The organism is Sphingobacterium prati (assembly GCF_013167215.1).
Lineage (GTDB): Bacteria > Bacteroidota > Bacteroidia > Sphingobacteriales > Sphingobacteriaceae > Sphingobacterium > Sphingobacterium prati.
Map to the genome: position 1 here is coordinate 723,589 of NZ_JABJWY010000034.1, position 20,869 is coordinate 744,457.

Consider the following 20,869-nt stretch of genomic DNA (forward strand, 5'->3'; position numbering starts at 1 on the left):
ACAAATATTCCGTTGAAAAATCAGCTTATCCGGTCCTAATTTGGAGAAATGGATCGAACCTCGTTAAAAGTTACATTCATTAAATATTCATAAGATATCGTATTTTTACTTGAACCAATAAAGTAATCAATGCGTATGTTTCCAAAATTTCCAAGAACGACCTGGATCATCTTCTTGATACTAACAGTAACGATCACCCTGCTATTTTCGAAATGTGAAAGCCCTTCGGATGGCAATGATGCCCTTGGTTTCCCTTTCCCTTTTTATACCTATTCAGGCGGAAGGCGTAATCCAGAGCCACCCAGCAGAACCTACTTCAATAGCATATATCTTCTGCTCAACCTAATCATCTATTTCGGAATCGCCTATCTGTTGACGTATTCAATAAAAAAACAGAAATAGAAGGTGAAAGAAAATAATGCGATTATTACGAATTAAACATCATATAATTGGGCAACGAAGTTCTTGCCTCTTAAATTTACAATGTTAGGATTGCTGTCATTATGAAAAAAAACACGAAGATTACCAACCTGAGTATTGAATCTGCGGGGCTACCCAAAGACCCGAAACTGGTCATTGCTGAATATATATGGAACGGCTTTGACGCTAAAGCTACTGAAATCGATATGGCAATTGACAGCAACGGGCTCGGTTATATAAATAGTATTAGCATCAGCGACAACGGTGAAGGAATCGTTTTTAACACATTGCCTTATTCATTTGGTAATTTTTTGGATTCGGTAAAGAAAAATAGCATTAAGCGAAGCTCTTATACCAGAGGAAAAAAAGGAAAAGGTCGGTTTTCTTTTTCATTATTTGCGACCAGAGCCATCTGGAATACGATTGTAAAGGAAGAAGAAAATTTAAAAGCATACCGCATACAAATTGATAGAGACAGTAAAGAGCAATATGATGTTAGCGAAAGTATACCGGTAGAAAATCAGCCCACAGGAACCCGTGTGCGCTTAGAGGGAGTTTTCGCATTAAATTCATCTTATTTTGAATCAAACGAATTTATGGATTTCATGGCACAGGAATTTGGCTGGTTTCTATACCTTAATCGAGATCTAGGCTATACCGTACGAATCAATGGTACGATGTTACTCTATGATCATCTGATCCAAGAAGCAGATCTGTTGTCATGGACTTTATATAGTCCTGATGGAAATTTATCCTATAGCTTTCACATCAATTACATTCGCTGGAGTCGACAGATTGGAGACCGCTATTATTATTATTTGCGCAATAGCGAAAAAAGAGAAATTGCCAAAGTACTCAGTAGCTTTAACAATAATGCCATAAATTTCCACCATTCGGTTTATGTAACGTCCGACTTTTTTGACGCCTTCGAACAAGAAGATATCAGCATTTCAACAGACATCAATCTCTTCACTGGAAAAGAAAAACAGGTTATTTATCGGAATTTGCTGGCTGAATTACGCGATTTTCTTGACCGCAAACAGAAAAAATATGTTCGTGAAAATGCTGTAGCGACCAAACTAAGTGAATTGGAGAAAAAAGGATTTCTACCCACATATGACCAAAATGATAAAGACAAAAAAAGGAAGGAGATATTGCTTGCATTGGTTCAGGAAATCTATATCATAGAACCACGAATTTTCTTCGGTGTTAAAACAGATCTGATCCGTACCTATTTAGGTTTCATAGATCTCCTGCTACAAACAGAGAAAAGCGCTGATGTTCTCCATATAGTAGAGAAAGCAATTTCATTGACCGATAAAGAAAGAAGCCGAATTAAGCAGCTCCTAGCGATGGCTAATAATACCGGAAATAATGCGGTCTAGCCTATTTTAATGCTGTTTTTTTATTTAATGACTTTTAAATGTCATTAAATAAAATAAAAAGTTAGAATTTTGCTTAACACTGTTAAATCATTTATGCATTAAACATGGGTAGTAAAGAACGTATACAACGCCTCAAAGATGAGAATAGAACGAATATTCTCGATGCCGCTCTTCAAATCGTCAAGGAAGAAGGTTGGCAGGCGTTGAGTATGCGCAAAATTGCGGATATCATCGAATATACTGCCCCCATGATTTATGAGTATTTTGCAAACAAAGATGCAATTTTAAACGAACTTGCCAACCAAGGTTATCTCCTACTTGCCAAAAAAGTCAGAAAAGCCAAATCAACTCAAACCGACTTGGAGAAACAATTGGAAGCAATGTGGTTCAGTTATTGGGATTTTGCGTTTGAAGAGCGCGAATTATACCAACTCATGTTTGGTGTAGGTACAGCTTGCTGTGGGTTTGAAAAAACTTATAAGTGTGCTGAATCTCATGGCAGATTGATCAGTGACGTAATTCGTGAGATCATGAAGGATAAAAATCCGTCAGAAGACTTGATCTGTAGAAAATATTTCACGTATTGGTCTATTATACATGGACTCATATCCATCAATTTAGTTAATCAAGGCAACGGAGATAATACTAACCAGGAGGTACTAAAAGATGCGATCTACGGAATCACCCGGTCGCTTACTGACTAATTTTTTTTGCATCAAAAAATACAACGTTAAAAAATCTAACACCGTTAAATATACCAAAACTTCAATTTTTAATATCACATGAAAACAAATGTATCACCAAGTCTTAAGAAGATTTACATTCCTACACTTAACAGTGTTAAACGAATTAATATCGTAAAGACTGCATATGTGCTTAGTGCAATCTTGTTATACAGCTGTTCGACAGGAACAAGCAAACCTAATGATCCACCACCAGTTAGCCTCCCTGTCGTCAGCATTGAAAATGGCAACGAGATCGTCTATCAGGAATATCCGGCAACAATCGAAGCTTCTGCCAATATTGAAATCAGACCCCAGGTTGAGGGAATTTTGGAACAGATCTATGTCGATGAGGGTGCGAAGGTCAGTAAAGGTCAGGCGCTTTTTAAAATTAATGACCGCCCATACCAAGAGCAATTGAATCAAGCTAAGGCCAACTTATTAGCTGCGAAAGCTGCATTGGAAAATGCAGAACTGGAAGTTGAAAAGAAAACCAAATTAGTAAATACAAAGGTATTGACAGACTTTCAGTTGAAAACTGCAATTAGTGCACGAAATGCTGCTAAAGCCAATGTACAGCTGGCTGTCTCAGCTGTGGAAGCGGCAAAGATCAATGTTGGCTATACACTTATCCGTGCTTCGGCTGAAGGATATATCGGAAGACTACAACGAAAACAAGGTAGTTTGGTGGGCCCAACTGACTCTCAACCTTTAACAGCACTGTCAAATGTCAGAGATCTACACGTTTATTTCTCATTGGGTGAAAATGATTTTATCGCTTTCAAAAATAACACGGAAGGAAATAATCTTCAACAAAAACTAAACAACCTGCCTCCGATCAGTTTGGTACTGTCCGACCAGACCATCTATGACCAAAAAGGAAAAATAGATATGGTTGATGGCCAGTTTGATAAAAACACAGGTGCTATTACCCTACGTGCTACATTCAGCAATCCTGAAGGAGTTTTACGCAATGGTAACACAGGTCGTGTCAGACTGCAAAAGAAATATGACCATACACTGCTAGTACCGCAATTGGCAACAATCGAGATGCAGGATAAAATCTTTGTCTATACAGTTGGAAAAGAAAATAAAGTTGTACAGCAGCCTATTACTGTTATTGGAAAAAGTGGTGCAAACTACCTTGTAAGTAAAGGAATCAATCCGGGAGACCGCATTGTTTACAAGGGTATTGATTTGCTTCAAGACGGACAAAAAATCACACCACAACCTGTATCAAAAGACAGCATCAATTAATATTATAACGCGACAAACTCATGCTTAAGAAATTTATAGAAAGGCCTGTACTTGCCACCGTAATTTCCATATTACTTGTAATATTGGGAATAATTGGCATCCTAAAGCTGCCCTTACAGCAATTTCCAGATATTGCTCCTCCTGCGGTACAGGTCACCGCATTATATCCCGGCGCAAATGCCGAAACGGTACTCCGTGCTGTAGCTCCTTCTTTGGAAGAGTCCATCAATGGGGTCGAAAATATGAGCTACATGAGCTCTACCGCCAGTAATGACGGATCATTGATGATCACAGTATATTTTAAACTTGGCACTGATCCCGACCAAGCCGCTGTCAATGTACAAAACCGTGTGGCACAGGCGACCAGCCAACTCCCGACTGAAGTAGTACAGGCTGGGATTACAACGGCCAAACAACAAAATAGCTTAATCATGGTATTAGACCTGTATACTGAGGATGAAGGTAAATATGATCAAACCTTTCTCACCAACTATGCACAGATCAATATCATTCCAGAGCTGAAACGTATCCCTGGGGTGGGACAAGCATCAGTTTTTGGCGGTAGTAAAGATTACTCCATGCGTGTATGGCTTAATCCAAACCAAATGGCTGCTTACAAGCTGACACCTGAAGAAGTAATGGGAGCTATTCAGGATAAAAACGTAGAAGCCGCTCCAGGAAAATTTGGAGAAAGTAGCAGCGAAGCTTTTGAATTTGTCATTAAGTATAAAGGTAAACTTAACCAGCCGAGCGATTATGAAAATATCATTATCCGTTCAAACACGGATGGTTCTGTGTTGAAGCTCAAAGATGTAGCTCGTGTAGAATTAGGGTCTTATACTTATGCCAGTAAGACGCGTATCAACGGAAAAGCGGGCCTCAACATTGGTGTCATGCAACTAGCGGGTTCCAATGCGAATGAAATTCAGATCGCTATACAGGAGTTTATGAAAAAAGCCTCATTAAGCTTTCCTAAAGGTGTAAAATATCTCGTTTTATATAACACCAAAGATGCGCTCGATCAGTCCATTGATCAAGTGAAACATACCTTGATCGAAGCATTTATACTCGTCTTTTTGGTTGTTTTCTTATTTCTTCAGGATTTCAGATCAACGCTTATACCTGCCATTGCTGTACCAGTAGCGATCGTCGGAACATTCTTCTTTATGCAGCTTTTTGGCTTCTCGATCAATCTACTGACACTATTCGCATTAGTGCTGGCGATCGGTATTGTCGTCGATGATGCCATCGTTGTGGTCGAGGCTGTCCATGCCAAGATGGAACATAATAATCTCCCGCCTAAATTGGCGACCACATCGGCAATGAGTGAAATTACAGGTGCTATTATCTCCATTACATTGGTCATGTCGGCCGTATTTCTTCCTATTGGTTTTATGGAAGGCTCGACGGGCGTCTTTTATAGACAGTTTGCCTTTACGCTGGCCATAGCGATTGTGATTTCGGCGATTAATGCATTGACCTTAAGTCCGGCGCTCTGTGCACTGTTTCTAAAACCTACACATCATGCCAATCACGCAAACAAGAAGCTGAATTTCAAAGAACGCTTCTTTACAGGCTTCAATGTTGGTTTTGACCGCCTGACCAAAAACTATTTGGGTAGTTTACGTTTTCTGATCCGCTACAAATGGGTCGCTTTTGCAGGTTTGGGAATCACTTTGTTACTGACAATTTTTATGATTCGTCGTACACCTACCGGATTTATCCCTTCCGAAGACCAAGGTTTTATCGCAATATCATTTTCTATGCCGGCTGGAGCCTCTTTGGATCGTACTTCGGAAGCATTGGCGGAAGCTGAAAAACAACTTCAACATGCCGATTTTACAAAGACTTTGAACGTACTGGCTGGTTTCAATATCTTAACCCAGTCAACCAGTCCATCCGCAGGAGTTGCATTTATTCTGCTGAAACCACATGAAGAACGTGGCAATATCAAGGATATCAATGGGATTATGGCTGATGTTAATCAACGCTTGTCAAGCATTAAAGGCGCAAACTTCTTCGTATTTACCTTCCCTACGGTTCCAGGATTTAGTAATGTGGATGGTCTCGATATGGTTCTTCAGGATAGAACAGGTGGACAGCTTGGTAAATTCAGTACAATAGGTCAGGGTTTCATTGGCGAACTTATGAAACGTCCTGAAATCATGATGGCCTTTACGACGTTTAAAGCGAACTACCCACAATATGAGCTACAGGTAGATGATATCAAGGCCGAACAACTTGGCGTAAGTACCAAAAGTATCTTGCAGACCATGCAAGCTTACTTTGGAAGTGCGCAAGCATCCGATTTTAATAGATTCGGAAAATATTATCGTGTAATGGTTCAGGCAGATGCAAAAGATCGAAATGAACCGACATCCATGGATGGAATATTTGTTAAAAATAGATTGGGAGACATGGTACCGATCAATACTTTGGTAAAATTGGAGCGGGTGTATGGTCCTGAGACGGCATCACGTTACAATTTATTTAATTCGATTGGTATAAATGCGATTCCAAAACCTGGTTATAGTTCAGGTGATGCTATCCGTGCCGTTGAAGAAGTTGCCAAGCAGCATTTGCCTACCGGATTTACCTATGAATTTTCAGGGATGACGAAAGAAGAGATCGTTTCTGGAGGACAGTCAACACTTATTTTTATCCTCTGTTTAATCTTTGTCTACTTCTTGCTCGCAGCACAATATGAAAGTTACATTATCCCCTTGGCCGTTATACTCTCTATTCCAACAGGTATATTTGGAGTTTTTGCGGCAATTACGCTGACAGATATCGCTAATAATATTTACGTTCAGGTCGCTTTGGTCATGCTGATCGGCTTACTTGCGAAGAATGCTATTCTAATTGTTGAGTTTGCCATCCAGGGCCGCAAGCAGGGATTATCCATACCTAGTGCCGCGCTTAAAGCAGCGCGCTTACGTTTGAGACCTATTATAATGACATCACTCGCATTTATTGTTGGTATGATACCGATGATGTCCGCCGTTGGCCCTTCGGCACAAGGTAATCACTCGATCAGTATTGCGGCGGCGGGCGGAATGCTTACCGGAGTTGTATTAGGACTCTTTATCATCCCTATCCTCTTTATCGTGTTCCAATATATACAGGAGAAAGTAAGTGGTACGCAGCAAGAGAAACAACAGGAAAATGAATCCATTTCTTTGGAAATTCCTGTACACACAAATAATTAGTGAACAATGACAACATCAAAATATATGAATAGAAAAGCAAAGCTACTGACAGTTTTCATCTTATCTTTTGTTGCGTGGTCCTGTAAGACAGATAAACTGGTTAGCAATAAGCACCTTGCGCCAAATCTGCCCGAGCAATATCGTGATCAGGGAAAAGCGTCACAAGAAAACAATATTGGTTCTATTCCCTGGCGCGACTTTTTTAAAGATCGGGTTTTACAAAGCTTGATCGACAGTGCTATCCAACATAACCTGGATATGCAATTGGCTCTTAAAAACATCGAGGCATCCCAATTGAGCTTAAGGCAGGCAAAGGCAAATTATCTTCCTTCGGCACAGTTGCAGATCAGGGGAAACAGCACCAACCCCTCCAATAACAGTATGAATGGATTGAGTTTGGGCCAATTTCTAAAACAGCACCATGTTGAAGACTATACGGCTTCAGTAGGTGTGTCCTGGGAGGCTGACCTATGGGGAAAAATCAAAAACCAGAACGCCGCTGCTTTAGCATCGTACTTACAGACGGAAGAAGCAAAAAAAGTCATACAAACACAATTGATTGCCCAGGTAGCGCAAGGCTATTATCAACTTTTGATGCTCTACCAATTGCGGGATATCGCACAGCAAAATTTACAGTTGAGCGACACGACACTCCGCATCGTTAAGCAACAATACGAAGTTGGTGATATTACATTGCTCGCCTTAGAACAAGTCGATGCGCAGCGTTTATCTGCGGCCGCACTTATCCCTGATTTCGAGCAACAGATCCGCCTTCAGGAGAATGCGATCCAAATCCTCAGCGGTAGACTCCCTGCGGAAATCAAAACACAGGAGCAATTGGTTAATGTTCGTTTTCCCGAAGATTTGGCGACAGGAGTACCGGCAGACTTATTAAGCCACCGTCCGGATGTGAAACAGGCTGAACTTGCTGTCACAGCTTCTCAGGCCTATCAAAAATCTGCCAAAGCGAGAATGTATCCTTCCTTGGTCATCAGTGCTGAGGCTGGAGTCAATGCATTCAAAGCCAGTAACTGGTTTAATTTGCCAGGCTCGCTATTTGGTGCTATTACAGGAAGTATTACACAGCCTATTTTTCAGCGTAGAGAATTGAAAACACAATATGAACTTGCTCGTATAGAACAGGAAAAAAATGTTATGATTTTCAAACAAAAGGTGATTGCCGCGGCTGGAGAAGTTTCCGATGCTTTGGTCTCGATCCAAAAACTAAAAGAAAAACAACAGATTACTTTGGATCGAACCAATCGTTTAAAAGAGGCTACAAAACATGCCAACCTACTGTTTGAGACGGGTATGGCGACTTACCTGGAAGTAATCACCGCGCAAAGCAATATATTGCAGAGTGAACTAGAGCTTGCGCAAGTCAAAAAAGCCGAACTTTCAGCTGTAGTAGATCTCTATCGTTCCTTAGGTGGCGGTTGGAGTAATAACTAACTTTCGGAAGTGCAATTTTTCTAATTTTATATCACATATCTGGTAGACAGGGGACCGCGAGGGTCTCCTGTCTTATTTTATAGCACCATCTTTGACCTATTACCGTTTCCGCTAAGTTTAGACTTTCCTATTCCTACTCCTACTTGAGGTCTTGCTATCTTCGCCCTATTCTTTTACAACCTCATGGATAACGATTACCACAGTTATAAATCCTTCAAGCCTTGGAATAAAAGGGACAAATGCAACCGTAGTCATGCAATTATTTTTGTGGGACAATAAATTTAATAACATGAGAAACTTAAAAATGATTGCAATGCTATGTTACATAGCTATTTGCACTTTATTGCTTGGAGGCTGCAGTAAGGATGATGAGGTGACACCAGAGCTTCAGCTGACACCCAGTGAGCTATTGGCAAGTACAGCCTGGGAAACTACCAATGCCAAAAATAACGAAGGTGAAAATGTGGTCCTGACAGATGCCAACGTTTCAAATTTTGTAGGTTTTGCCTATTTTAAATCTGATGGCACCTTTACCATGTTCAATCTTGATGACTCTCCCAAAATGCATGGCGACTGGTCGGTTTCAGCGGATGGAAAGACACGGACCATCGTTGCTAAAAACGCTGCTGGAGAAACGCTTTTCACACGTGTGGTTGATATTACTGTATTGACAAAAGAGGAATTTACGTACCGGATTTATCCAAACAATGACAATAAGGCCGTTTATTTCGATATTATACACACACCAACGACGCACACAGAACCAAAATAATCGGTCGTATTATTTAACGTAGAGACAATACTACCGCTTAATCCAAAGGATTGGCAACGTTTCAATATTGTCAATCCTTTTTTATCATTTCCGTTTATCAACTTTTTGGACTATTTCAATCCATAAACTCATTAAATTCTTCAATATTATGGTAACCAAATACCTTTATTTCGGAATGATCAGCTACAAATGCACGAATTTTATCCATCGAAGCCAGTCGTTGACGCTATCTTCTGCTCTCATTTTGGCTGAGCTATTTACAGGATGTATTTGGTTCTCCTTGATTAAAAGGCAGTGTCGACATACATTGTCATTCACAGATGAAACAATCCGAACGCAATTTAAATGATAAAATCAGCCATCCTAAAAATTAATTTATAAGAGTCAAATTAAGAAAATAATGGCCTAAATCCATTACTTTGATTGTAAATTGAAATTGAATTCCCTATATTATCAACTGCAGACATGGATCAAATAAAACCGAAGAGTGAATCCAAAGGTTTGTATCTATACGATTGAGTTGTGGTAAATTGGTATTTCAGCTTGCTCTTTGTACACTTCAGAATAAATTTGTAATCCAATTCTTAAACGAATTGCGAAATTTGTGGTGATTTAATGGTAATATATACGTAAAACGAATGCAGGAGAGGACGATCTATAAGAATGAGAAAAATTTAATCAGTACAAACAAAAAAAGACTACTATTCACCTTACTGTCTTTTTTTCTCATCTACCTTGTCGCTTATATTATAGATCCATTTTCTAGCTGCTGGAATGGCTATTTCCAACGGAATGGCTTTGAATTACTTGGGGAATGGACATTTACCATTATTTATAGTTTTCTGATTTCTGAGTTTAGCATTATTGTTCACAACAGGCTGGACAGTGTCTTGACTTGGAAGGACAATCCAACCGAGCGACTTCTTATTGAAACCGTTATTAACCTCATCGTAGTTCTTTTTATCAATTTATTACTGGTTTATTTTATATCAAGGTATTACGCTGAGCTAAAAAACGTCACCATTGCAACATCATTGGAAGAGAAAAGAGGTGCCATACAGAATATCTCAATCAGTGTAATGATTGCATTGATGATTATGGGAATTAATATTGGAATTCATCTGATCAACAACTGGAAAAATGAATCTATACGTGCAGCCAAACTTGGCCAAGTTATTTTAGAGGCCGAGCTTCAATCCCTAAAACTGCAAATTGACCCCCATTTTGTATTCAACAACCTGAGTGTATTGTCGGAAATAATTTTAGAAGATCAGCAACTGGGGTATGAATATGCTGAAAATTTCTCCAAAATATATCGTTACCTGCTGGTGAATTCAAAAAAGGATGTTATTTCGCTAGAAGATGAACTCAATTTCTTAGATTCCTATATTTTCTTGATAAAAAATAGATTTGGGGATGGAGTAAATTTTGAAATAAATGTCGCTCCCGCCAAATCCAACTATCAACTGCCACCACTCACCTTGCAGCTTTTGGTTGAAAATGCCTTAAAACACAATCAAACCAATAAAAAGCGTCCATTAAAAATTAAGGTGTACACCAATGCACATAACCAATTAGTTGTCGAAAATATTTTGATACCAATAGAAAATGTATCAGAGTCATCTGGAATTGGTATTTCCAATATTATTAAAAGATATGACCTATTGTCAAATCTGCAACCAGAAATACTGAACAACGGCAAGACATTCAAAGTTAATCTACCACTTATAGAACAAAACTCATGAGTATAACCAATGTATTGATTATTGAAGATGAAAAGCTGAATGCTGATCGTCTAAAAAGATTATTGAAGGAGATAAAACCATCAATACAGATACTGGATGTGTTAGACAATATTACAGACAGTGTAAACTGGTTTCAGAATAATGAATCTCCTGATCTGGTCATGATGGATATCCGCCTTTCGGACGGTTTAAGTTTTGAGATATTGGAGAACGTAAAAATTGACTGCCCAATCATCTTTACAACTGCATTTGATGAATATGCAGTCAGAGCATTTAAGTTCAACAGCATAGACTATCTCCTAAAGCCCGTGGAAAAAAAAGAGTTAGAAAATGCACTCATCAAATTAGACAATTTAAAACTACAGCAAGTCAGTCAAGCCCCGATTCAGGGGTTGCTGGATTTTATCTACCCCAAAGATTTCAGGACTCGTTTTCTTCTCCCCTACAAGGATTGTTATAAAACAATTCTGGTGGAAGATATTCAATATTTTTACTCAGAATTTAAGTTGACCCATGCCAAATTGAAATGCGGTACCGTAGAAATTGTACCCCAGACACTGGAGGAACTTGAGCAACAACTCAACCCTAAAGTTTTCTTCCGCGCCAATCGGCAATATATTGTACATATAGATGCCATAAAAAGATTACACAATCATTTTAATGGCAAACTTAAAGTGGAAATAAAACAGAGCGAAGATGTCGAAATCCTAGTCAGTAGAGAAAAAGCACAGCTCTTAAAAAACTGGTTGGATTATTAAAACATCAGTATCATTTAAGCTTAAATTTTAACCCCTAATTTATGGGATTCTATTGGTATACTTGTATTGTTTTTCTAAGGAAAACGACAAAAAAGACCTATTTTGATTAAATAATATCAAAATTCAGTGCATTATAGCTACGTTTCAGTAAGCAAATGTTACGTCTCGGTAGATTTCCTTATTATATCCCTTAAAAGAATTCTTTCTTTTGCTTTTATATAAAATGATAAAATGGCACTAAGAACGATGACTTTAAAACCTATCCTTACACTTATTACGGCAGTTACCCTATTATCGTCTTGTGGAGGCAACCAAGAACAACCGCAAGAGCAGGCAGTTACTGTTGACTTTATCGAATTATCTCCCGCACAAGCAGAGACAGAAAAAAAGTACCCTGGCACATTGGAGGGCACTGTCAATGTTGATGTAAAAGCGCAGGTAACGGGATACCTGGAACAAATTTATGTCAAAGAAGGAGATTATGTCACTAAAGGCCAAGCTCTTTTTAAAATAAAGGCGGATGTATACAATGAACAAGTAAATAATAGTAGAGCAGCTTATCAGGCAGCATTATCTGCTGAACAGAATGCGAAACTGGAAATTGAAAAAATAAAACCATTGGTAGAAGGCAAAGTGTATACCGAGCTTCAGCTTAAAACTGCCGAAGCGAATTATGCTGCCGCAAAAGCGCAAGTCGCTCAAGCACAAGCGGCCCTAGGCTCATCACAAATCAATGCGCGATTTACATTGATCAATGCACCTGTGAGTGGTTACATTGGACGGATTCCAAACCGGATCGGAAATTTGATTACCGCAGCTGATGCTACACCATTGACTACCTTGTCAGAAATCAACACAGTGAATGTTTATTTTTCCTTAAGTGAGGCTGATTTTATAGCCTTTATGAAAGATCATGATACGAAGTCAAACAATCAGGCAGCCACATTGATCCTCGCCGATGGAACGGTATACGACCATCCCGGAAAAGTAGAAATGGCCAGTGGTAATATTGATAGAACAACTGGTAGTATGACGCTAAAGGCAATCTTTGCCAATCCAGACAAGATTCTCCGTTCTGGCGGTTCAGCTAAAGTAGTCTTGAAAAAGGCGCACGACAATGTGCTGTTAGTTCCTATGGCAGCTGTCAAGGACATCCAAGACCGTTATTTTGTGTATGTCATTGGAGACAAAAACAAAATTGCCATGAAACAGATTGAAATTGCGGGTAATACGGCCAATGAGTATCTACTCAAATCCGGTCTCACGACAGGTGAAAAAATCGTAATGAATAGAATTGATATGCTTAATGACGGAATGCAGGTTCAACCTACAAAAAAATAAAATACCGCAGTACAAGTTATCTAAAATTTAAAATAAAATGCTGAAGAAATTTATTGACAGGCCAGTTTTGGCAACTGTTATATCTATCATATTTGTTATACTCGGGGTTATTGGTCTATTAAGATTACCCCAGACACGGTTCCCCGATATTGCACCACCTACCGTCCAGGTCACAGGAAGTTACCCCGGAGGTAATAGTGAGACGGTATTACGCTCAGTTGTTACACCACTTGAAGAACAGATCAACGGTGTTGAGGACATGGAATACATTACCTCAACAGCGAGTAACGACGGTACATTTTCTGTGCGTATCGTGTTTAAGGCCGGTGTAAATCCAGACCAGGCTGCCGTAAACGTACAAAACCGGGTACAGCAAGCGACACCAATCTTGCCACAGGAAGTTGTCCGTATGGGATTGACGACCTCCAAACAACAGAATAGTATGATCATGATTTTTAATATCTATACTGTAGATAACAAAAAATATGATGAATTATTCCTACAGAACTATGTCAACATCAACTTGATCCCACAGATCAAGCGTGTTCCAGGGGTGGGCCAAGCCATGGTATTTGGTTCCAAAGATTACTCCATGCGCGTTTGGTTGAACCCTCAAAAAATGGCCAGTTATGGTCTTATACCCCAGGAAGTCATCGCTGCTATCTCCAAACAAAGCCTGGAATCTGCACCTGGAAAATTAGGTGAAGAATCCAAAGCACCTCTGGAATATGTCATTCGATATAAGGGGAAAAAGAACCTCCCTGAACAGTATGAAAACATTATTGTTAAAAATAATGACGTTCAGATCGTCCGTCTGAAAGATGTAGCCAGGATAGAATTTGGTTCGATCAGCTATAGCGGTAATTCGCAAAACAATGGTTTGAACACGGTTACAATTGGTATTTTCCAGACTTCTGGCTCCAATGCCAATGAAATCGAAATAGGGATCGATAAACAGATTGAAATAGCACAACGCTCTTTTCCTCCTGGAATCAAGATATTTAAACTGATTAGTACCAAGGAACGTTTGGACGAAAGTACCGCTCAAGTGCGTTCTACACTAATTGAAGCATTTATTCTGGTCTTTCTGGTAGTTTTCTTATTCTTGCAGGACATACGATCGACGATCATTCCCGCAATCGCGGTACCAGTAGCCATTGTAGGAACATTCTTTTTCTTACTGGTTTTTGGGTTTACCATCAATATATTGACCCTTTTCGCCTTGGTATTGGCCATCGGTATTGTAGTCGATGACGCTATTGTCGTTGTCGAAGCTGTCCATGGTAAAATGGAAACTTCGGCCATGACCGGCAATGAGGCCACGCATAGTGCTATGAGCGAAATAACAGGTGCAGTAATCTCAATCACCTTGGTCATGTGTGCCGTATTTATTCCGATTGGTTTTATGACCGGTTCGTCGGGAATGTTTTACAAACAATTTGCCTATACCCTCGTTATTGCTATCGTCATTTCAGCAATCAATGCGCTAACATTGACACCTGCGCTTTGTGCCTTGTTATTGAAAAACACACATGCAGAAAATCACACGGAGCAAATGCAGAAAACAGGATTCTCACAACGTTTTTTCAAAGCATTTAACGCTGGTTTTGAAAATATGACAAATAGATATGTTGGTTCACTGCGATTCCTTGTCAAAAGAAAATGGGTAGCGGCTTTATTAATTATCACCACGATAGCTGCTGCAGGATACCTAATGACAAGTACTTCAAAGAGCTTCGTACCCATGGAAGATGACAACTTTGTCGTGTACAGTTTGGAGATGCCTCCGGGCACCGGTCTCGACCGGACGACAAAAGCTGTTGAAAAAATAGAGAAGTTACTAGCTGACATCCCTTCTATTGAAAGTCATACCAGTATCACTGGTTTCAATATGATTGGAAACAACTCCAGCGCGGCCTATGCAACTGGTTTCATCCGTCTAAAAGATAAGAAGAAACGTGGTAAAATGAATGATATTGATCAGATTCATCAGATAATTTCTGAAAAGCTGACCACCGTTAAAGAAGGTAATGCAATGGCCTTCCGCTCCCCTCCCGTTGACGGTTACGGGATGATGAATGGAGCCGAACTCGTACTGCAGGATAGAGCCGGAAAATCTCCAATAGAGCTAAAAGCAATGTCCGATTCTGTCATTTCCAAGATCATGCAACAACTAGGTGTACAATTTGCTTATACCATGTTTAGAGCAGATTACCCACAGATGGAACTGGAAGTTGATGAAGATAAAGCAGCTCAACTAGGAGTAGATGTCAGTGAAATGCTTTCGTCCGTTCAGACTTATTTTGCCGGTGATCAGTCCTTGAATTTCAATCGTTTTGGTAAATTCTATCGGATCGCTGTAAAAGCAGACGGAATTTTTAGAACAGATAAGGACGCTTTCAATGAAATATTTGTCAAGAATAATAAAGGGGAAATGCTTCCGGTAAATACCTTGGTGACACTACGCAAAGTCTATGGACCAGAATCCGTAACACGTTACAACTTGTACAACTCACTCACCATAAATGTGGTCAGCAATCCAGGCATCAGTAATGGTGCAATTATGGAAACACTGGAGAAAAACGTATTGAACAAATTACCTGGAGACTATAGTTACGAATGGACTGGACTTAGCCTAGAAGAAAAATCTTCTGGTAACCAGACCATGATTATTCTGACGTTGAGCTTGTTGTTCGTTTACTTTTTACTTTCTGCACAATACGAAAGTTATCTGTTACCGTTGGCCGTTCTATTATCAATTCCAACGGGGATCATAGGTTCGTTCTTAGGTACACGTGCTATCGGTCTTGACAACAATATTTACGTGCAAGTGGGACTAATTATGTTGATCGGTCTTCTGGCCAAAAACGCTATTTTAATTGTTGAATTTGCATTGCAGCGTAGACGGGCGGGTGCTTCGCTCATTGACTCAGCACTAGAAGGTGCCAAAGCGCGTCTTCGACCGATCTTGATGACTTCACTAGCCTTTATAGCAGGTATGATCCCATTGATGTTTGCTACAGGGGGGACAGCAACAGGTAATCACTCCATTAGCACCGGAGCAGCAATGGGTATGCTAAGTGGCGTCGTCCTTGGTGTAATCGTTATACCGTTATTGTACCTGGCGTTTCAATATTTACAAGAAAAGGTTTCAAGTAAAAAACTGGCGGATAAAACAAAGGATTAAAATGAAAAAATTTCATCACTATATTATTACTTTAGCAGGTACTTCCCTACTATTTGCTTCATGCAGTGTGGGTAAAAAATATACACGCCCGGATATGGATCTTCCGGAGAATTTCAGAAATAACGAAGTTGTCCTGACTTCAGATACGTTGGCTTTATCCTGGCGGGAGTTCGTAAAAGATCCTAATCTGACCGCACTTATAGCGAAAGCACTGGTTAAAAACACAGATGTAAGTGTAGCACTGCTTGGTATGCAACAATTGGAGCTCGCTTATAAACAAACAAAAAAGGGATTATTACCAACACTCGATCTAAATTTGGGCGCGAATAGAACTTGGTTGTCCACCAATTCCCTCAATGGTTCTCTCAGCGATCAATTTATTGGAACACCCTATATGGATGATTACAGCGCTACGCTCAGATTATCCTGGGAAGCCGATATCTGGGGAAAGGCTAAAATGCAGAAAGAAGAAGCTTTAGCAAATTTCTTTGGGCAAAAGGAGAATTTATCCGCGTTAAAGACCCGTATTATTGTTCAGGTTCTCCAATCATATTACAATTTGATCGCATTGGATGAACAGCTCAAGATTGCACAAAAAAACGTTCAGCTTAGCGACAGCACATTGAGTATGATACGCTTGCAATACAATTCTTCCCTTGTGAGTTCGTTAGCTGTCGAGCAAGCAGAAGCTCAAAAGAAAACTGCAGAATTGCTAATTCCCTTAGCAGAGCAGAACATTGCTACCGAAGAAAATGCCTTGAGCATCCTCTGTGGCAGTTTTCCAGCTAAGGTACAACGTTCTGAGGGTCTTGATGTATCGTTCGTCAACGAAACGGTAGCGACAGGTGTTCCTGCCGAACTGCTTAGCCGGAGGCCGGATGTAAAAGCTGCTGAATATGCAATCGTTGCTGCCAACAGTAAAATGGGATTAGCCAAAGCTGCAATGTATCCTTCAATAAGTTTGACCCCTTCGATCGGAACAAACTCATTTCAGTTCAATCGCTGGTTTGATCTACCGGGTTCCATTGTGAAAACAATAGCAGGAAACATTACCCAACCGGTCTTTCAAAAAGGTGCTTTAAAGACCAATTATGAAATTGCGATAATCGAGCGGGAGAAATTAGCCGTTCAGTTTAAGCAATCTGTTATGGGCGCGGTTTCCGAAGTATCAGATGCACTGGCAAAAATTAAGCACAGCGAAAAAAGATTACAACTTATTGAAGCTAAATCCAAATCATTAGCCAAAGCTACCTCAGACGCAGCGCTCTTATATAAAAGTGGCATGGCAAATTATCTGGAAGTCATTACTGCGCAAAACAATGCATTACAAAATGACCTCGAGCATATTACTATTAAACGGGAAAAACTAAATGCAGTGGTGGATCTTTACCGCGCATTGGGTGGGGTAAGCGACGCCGAACAACAGTAACTCACCGCAACAAAAAGTTCGTTCACCCGGTTTCTAAGCATACCGCGTGTTCATCATAGTTTAATCAAAGGGCTAATTTTTATTAGCCCTTTTCTGATCGTTTGTACCGTTTAATTAAATACAATCGCCTGAACAGCATGTAAATATTTTTTGCTCCGTTGAATTTAATCCTTAAAATTTATTACCTTCGGATAAGCAATAGATGTTATGAACAGAACGAGCTGTCTTCCTCCTCCAATCATTTAATATTTGGTAAAATATTAATAAAGCATGGCACCGAATAATCGGGTGATTCCCCATGTTTAAATTCTCAATCAAATTTTATAACAATAGGATCTATCCTTTTAATGATAGATCTGGAAGATAACATTTTATGAAACATTCATATTTCATACTTCACCTTGCTGTCGTATGTTTAGGCATATCGGGTGTATTGGGGAAAATCATCAGTCTCAACGAAGGTATGCTTACCTGGTATCGCGTATTTCTCTCGGCCATTTTTCTGTTTTTAATTTCAAAATGGTTTAAAATTGCACATAAAATCAACATAGGTGAAAAACTAGCTATTGCAAAAAATGGACTATTGATTACCGCCTCCTGGCTACTTTTTTATGCGAGTATTAAATATTCCAATATTTCAATTGGTGTCGTTTGTTACTGCATGGCCAGTTTCTTTACCGCAATCTTTGCCCCCATCATTAATAAAACAAGGTTTAAACGCTCAGAATTCTTCCTAAGTGGGCTCACACTGTGTGGCATTGCCTTGATATTCCATTTCGATACAGCGCATCAACTAGGCATTATTTTGGGAATTATTTCGCCTGCCTTTGCTTCGCTATATGCGATTTATAACGAGCGTTTGGTCAAGCGGTACAATAGTATTGTAATTAATTATTACCAGATGATTGGTGGAACAGTTGGTCTTGGCCTATTACTTCCCTATTATCTTTATTATTATCCGATGTCCTCTTTTATCCCCAGTACACAGGATATGATTTACCTCGTTATATTATCTCTTTGTTGTACCGTTGCAGTATACATTGCTTTCACTGAAATCTTAAAGAGAATTTCTGCATTTACGCTCAATTTAAGTCTCAACCTGGAGCCTGTATACGCAATCCTAATTGCGTTTTTATTCCTCAATGAAACGAAAGAACTCAGTCGATCATTCTACCTGGGGCTTTCATTGGTTATGCTCTCGGTACTCATTCAGGCAAGCATCAGTACCAAGAAGGAATGATTGGAATATCAACAATAGGCAAGATAATGTGATGGTTTAGTTTTGTAATATCAAATTCAAAAAATAAGTCTTAAATTGTGTTGGGACAAAGTCTTATATTTACATCACGTGTTCATTAGCGTTCAGACATTCAAACCCATCCTTCAAGAAAATTAACATCAATTAAACAATATCATGAGTAATTCTTCTTCAGACAACAAACTCATCCATGAGCAAATTCAATACCTTGAATTTCTATCAAGCGATCTTGAAAGAGCAAAAAGATTCTATTCAGCAAGTTTTGACTGGACCTTTACAGATTACGGTCCTACGTATACAGCCTTTAATGGCAAATATGTGGATGGCGGTTTTACGGTTGGAACACCAATAAACGGTAGTATTTTGGTCGTCCTCTACTCGGCTGATTTGGTCTCCACACGTACCAAAGTCATTCAGGCAGGAGGCAGTATTGTTAAAGATATTTTCAGTTTTCCTGGTGGAAAAAGATTTCAATTCAAAGACCCTGATGGCTATGAGCTAGCTGTGTGGGCGGCAGAATAGGGTAACTTAAACAAGGAAAAACAAAAAAGGGCCAGTTGTGGACTGCCCCCAGAAAGTGTCTAACTTTTTGGGGGCACTGCATTTATTAGGCCCTTTTTTGTTTTTGGTAATTTTTATTTTTGTTCTTATTGAAGCGTCTTCGATTTTGCGGATTACCGCTTTTCTTTGCTGGATTATATACAGGCCCCGCATCAAAGCCTTCTGGTAATGCTATTTGTTCGACCGGATAACCAATTAGATTTTCAATCTGGGAAAAACGTTGCTGATCTTTGTCATTCACAAAAGTAATCGCCGTACCCGTGGTTGCCGCTCTTGCCGTACGACCAATACGGTGCACATAGTCCTCGGGATCCGGCGGAACATCATAATTGACGACCAAACTGATACCTACGATGTCGATACCACGCGAAATTACATCTGTTCCCACAAGTACCCGCACCTGACGTGATCTAAACCGGCTCATAATATCCTCACGTTTGGCCTGCTCAAGATCAGAATGAAAACCCTCCGCATCTATGCCCTGCTTTTGCAGTTCCTGCGCCAATAATTTGACCGTAGTTTTTTGTGAGGCAAAAATGATAACTGATACATAATTTGCGTTCTGTAAGATAATTTTCAATAGATCCATCTTTTGCTTATCGTACAGCAGATATGCGCGCTGGTCTATACCCTCTGAGGGTTTTGAAATAGCGATATTGACCTCAACTGGCTTATAAAGAATCTTCCGCGCAAAATTCCGGATTTTGAGGGGCATTGTTGCAGAAAAAAGCAGCATCTGCTTTTTCTTAGGTAAATAACTGACAATCCGCAATATATCATCCTGAAACCCCATGTCCAGCATACTATCTGCTTCATCCAATACAAAATGTGTCAGATGAGTCAAATCGACTTTCATCGAGGTAAGGTGACTAATCAATCGACCAGGGGTGGCAACAATGATATTAACCCCTTCCCGAACAGCTCGTTTCTGTTGTTCGTACCCCATCCCGTCACCACCGCCATAGATCGAGATGGAAGTTGCCCCAGTATAGTAGGACATTCCCATAATCTGTTGATCGATTTGAAGCGCTAACTCCCTCGTCGGGACAAGGATAATCGCGCGTATGGATTCTTTAGCATCTCGAGCGACAGCATCTAAAATTGGCAACATATAGGCCGCCGTTTTACCTGTACCTGTCTGTGCACAGGCAATCATATCGCTTCCTTCCTTAATGATGGGAATTGTCTGTTCTTGAATAGGCGTAGCCTCCTCAAACATCATGCTTTCTAAGCCCTCTTCCAGTTCCGGAACAAAACCAAATTCAGTAAATCTCAAATTTTATTATTTTATTAAATATGTGCTAAGTTACTAAAACTAATCTATATATCAGGTCAGCATTTCCTTCGCCCGAGCCTACACACAAAATAAAGAT

The 20,869-nt window shown here is 39.7% G+C and carries 15 protein-coding genes; 14 read left to right on the top strand and 1 reads right to left on the bottom strand.

Annotated features, from left to right (window positions below; all coding sequences use genetic code 11):
- Positions 1-135: 135 nt before the first annotated feature.
- The 14 genes from HPC41_RS13290 to HPC41_RS13355 all read left to right on the top strand — a co-directional run bounded on the left by HPC41_RS13290 (position 136) and on the right by HPC41_RS13355 (position 19,457).
- A complete protein-coding gene (locus HPC41_RS13290; RefSeq protein WP_172394477.1) occupies positions 136-402 on the top strand; it encodes a hypothetical protein in 267 nt (88 codons plus the stop codon).
- Between the two features lie 101 nt (positions 403-503).
- Positions 504-1,805, top strand: coding sequence for an ATP-binding protein (locus HPC41_RS13295; protein ID WP_172394478.1), 1,302 nt, complete (start codon positions 504-506; stop codon positions 1,803-1,805).
- Positions 1,806-1,909: 104 nt separating this feature from the next.
- Positions 1,910-2,509 (top strand): TetR/AcrR family transcriptional regulator, encoded by a 600-nt coding sequence (locus HPC41_RS13300; protein WP_172394479.1) that lies wholly within the window; start codon positions 1,910-1,912, stop codon positions 2,507-2,509.
- Positions 2,510-2,587: 78 nt separating this feature from the next.
- The gene (locus HPC41_RS13305) at positions 2,588-3,784 is read left to right on the top strand and encodes an efflux RND transporter periplasmic adaptor subunit (protein ID WP_172394480.1); all 1,197 of its coding nucleotides are present in this window, start codon (positions 2,588-2,590) and stop codon (positions 3,782-3,784) included.
- 20 nt (positions 3,785-3,804) lie between these two features.
- On the top strand, positions 3,805-6,993 hold the full coding sequence (locus HPC41_RS13310) for an efflux RND transporter permease subunit (RefSeq protein ID WP_172394481.1): 3,189 nt from the start codon (positions 3,805-3,807) through the stop codon (positions 6,991-6,993).
- 24 nt (positions 6,994-7,017) lie between these two features.
- Entirely contained in the window at positions 7,018-8,445 is a 1,428-nt protein-coding gene (locus tag HPC41_RS13315) for an efflux transporter outer membrane subunit (protein ID WP_172394482.1), read from the top strand.
- A 289-nt stretch (positions 8,446-8,734) separates the two neighbouring features.
- The gene (locus tag HPC41_RS13320; RefSeq protein WP_172394483.1) at positions 8,735-9,217 is read left to right on the top strand and encodes a DUF4822 domain-containing protein; all 483 of its coding nucleotides are present in this window, start codon (positions 8,735-8,737) and stop codon (positions 9,215-9,217) included.
- A gap of 638 nt (positions 9,218-9,855) precedes the next feature.
- Positions 9,856-10,962, top strand: coding sequence for a sensor histidine kinase (locus HPC41_RS13325; protein ID WP_172394484.1), 1,107 nt, complete (start codon positions 9,856-9,858; stop codon positions 10,960-10,962).
- A complete protein-coding gene (locus tag HPC41_RS13330; protein WP_172394485.1) occupies positions 10,959-11,720 on the top strand; it encodes a LytR/AlgR family response regulator transcription factor in 762 nt (253 codons plus the stop codon). Before HPC41_RS13325 ends, HPC41_RS13330 begins: the two co-directional genes overlap by 4 nt.
- A 231-nt stretch (positions 11,721-11,951) precedes the next feature.
- Positions 11,952-13,061 (top strand): efflux RND transporter periplasmic adaptor subunit, encoded by a 1,110-nt coding sequence (locus tag HPC41_RS13335; RefSeq protein WP_172394486.1) that lies wholly within the window; start codon positions 11,952-11,954, stop codon positions 13,059-13,061.
- Positions 13,062-13,098: 37 nt separating this feature from the next.
- Complete coding sequence (locus tag HPC41_RS13340; protein ID WP_172394487.1) at positions 13,099-16,248, top strand: efflux RND transporter permease subunit; 3,150 nt, start codon at positions 13,099-13,101, stop codon at positions 16,246-16,248.
- Position 16,249: 1 nt separating this feature from the next.
- The gene (locus tag HPC41_RS13345) at positions 16,250-17,677 is read left to right on the top strand and encodes an efflux transporter outer membrane subunit (RefSeq protein WP_172394488.1); all 1,428 of its coding nucleotides are present in this window, start codon (positions 16,250-16,252) and stop codon (positions 17,675-17,677) included.
- Between the two features lie 373 nt (positions 17,678-18,050).
- Positions 18,051-18,917: a DMT family transporter gene (locus HPC41_RS13350; protein ID WP_172394489.1), complete on the top strand. Its 867-nt coding sequence runs from the start codon at positions 18,051-18,053 to the stop codon at positions 18,915-18,917.
- A 174-nt stretch (positions 18,918-19,091) separates the two neighbouring features.
- Positions 19,092-19,457: a VOC family protein gene (locus HPC41_RS13355; protein ID WP_172394490.1), complete on the top strand. Its 366-nt coding sequence runs from the start codon at positions 19,092-19,094 to the stop codon at positions 19,455-19,457.
- Between the two features lie 85 nt (positions 19,458-19,542).
- Here HPC41_RS13355 and HPC41_RS13360 read toward each other — a convergent pair whose 3' ends face one another.
- Positions 19,543-20,772: a DEAD/DEAH box helicase gene (locus tag HPC41_RS13360; protein ID WP_172394491.1), complete on the bottom strand. Its 1,230-nt coding sequence runs from the start codon at positions 20,770-20,772 to the stop codon at positions 19,543-19,545.
- Positions 20,773-20,869: the final 97 nt, after the last annotated feature.